The 1,359-nt window shown below is 72.9% G+C and carries 2 pseudogenes; both read left to right on the forward strand.

Annotated features, from left to right (window positions below):
• Nucleotides 1-172: 172 nt before the first annotated feature.
• Nucleotides 173-1,089 (forward strand): annotated as a pseudogene (locus IH13_RS39260) (helix-turn-helix transcriptional regulator).
• Nucleotides 1,090-1,104: 15 nt separating this feature from the next.
• Nucleotides 1,105-1,359 (forward strand): annotated as a pseudogene (locus tag IH13_RS0134790) (WYL domain-containing protein); the annotation flags it as partial.

The raw sequence follows: 1,359 nt of genomic DNA on the forward strand, positions 1-1,359 counted from the left end.
CGGCCGTATCGCCCCGGGCGAGACGCTGATCTTCGTCTGCGACCTGGTCGCCGTCTGAACCCGGGCCGACAGAGGCGAGGGCCCGCGCCGGAAGGCGCGGGCCCTCGCTTTGGTCCGGACACCCCGGGGCGGTACGGTCGAGCGTCGTAGCGCACGTACAGAAAGGGCGTCGATGGCGATCGCCAAGGCCGAACGGCTGATGAACCTGGCGTTGTGCCTGCTGGGTACCCGGCGCCCGCTGAGCAAGCGTGAGCTCCGCGGGTCCATCGAGGCCTACCTGGAGGCGGGCTCCGACGACTCCTTCAACCGGATGTTCGAGCGCGACAAGGACGATCTGCGCGAACTCGGCCTGGTCATCGAGACCGTCGCGACAGCAACCGGCTGCCCCCCATCACGCTGGACGCCGAGGAGGCCGCCGCCCTCCAGCTCGCCGCCAAGGTCTGGCAGCAGGCCCGCCTCGCCGGGGCCGCCAGCGGCGCCCTGCAGAAGCTGCGGGCCGCCGGGATGCCGGAGGCCGAGGACGCCTACGAGGTGCACAGCGCTCTGGAGCCCCGCATCCCCGTCCACGAGGCCGCCTTCGAACCGCTGATGCTCGCCTGCCGGGACCGCCGCCCCGTCACCTTCGACTACCGCAAGGCCAACGCCGCCCGTCCCCGGCAGCGCCAGGTCGAACCCTGGACGCTGGAGTGCTGGCGCGGACACTGGTACCTGGCCGGCTGGGACCGCGAGCGGGGCGCCGAGCGGGTCTTCCGGCTCTCCCGGATCTCCGGCCGGGTCCGCTCCCGCGCCGGGGCGTTCACCGCGCCGGTGCCCGACGTGGTGACCGTACGCGAGACGGTGGAGAGCTGGGCGGGGGAGACCGCGACCCGGACCGCCAGGATCAGACTGCGTGCGGGCGCCGGCTACCCGCTGCGTGCCCGCGCCACGGCCGTACGGGAGCTCGGCGACGGCTGGGACGAGCTGGAGATCCCGTACGGACACGGACTGGACGCCTGGCTCGTCGAATTCGGGCCCGACGTCGTCGTCAGCGAGCCCGCCGACCTGCGGGCCGACGTGGTGGACCGGCTGCGCGCCGTGGCCAAGGACTGAGGGGGACCCGTACTCGTGGCCACGAACGCGATCGACCAGACCCGGCGGATGCTCTCCCTGGTGACCTATCTGCGGGAGCGTCCCGGCGCGCACGTCCAGGACGTGGCCCGGGCCTTCGGGATCACCGAGGACGAGCTGATCTCCGACCTCGACGTGCTGCCGATGTGCGGGACCAGCTTCCGCGGCGGCGACCTCCTCGACATCGACACCGACGGCGACCGGATCTGGTGGCACAACCCGGACGACGTCGCCGAGCCGCTGCGGCTGGGC

This window comes from Streptomyces sp. NRRL WC-3549 (genome assembly GCF_000721935.1).
GTDB lineage: Bacteria > Actinomycetota > Actinomycetes > Streptomycetales > Streptomycetaceae > Streptomyces.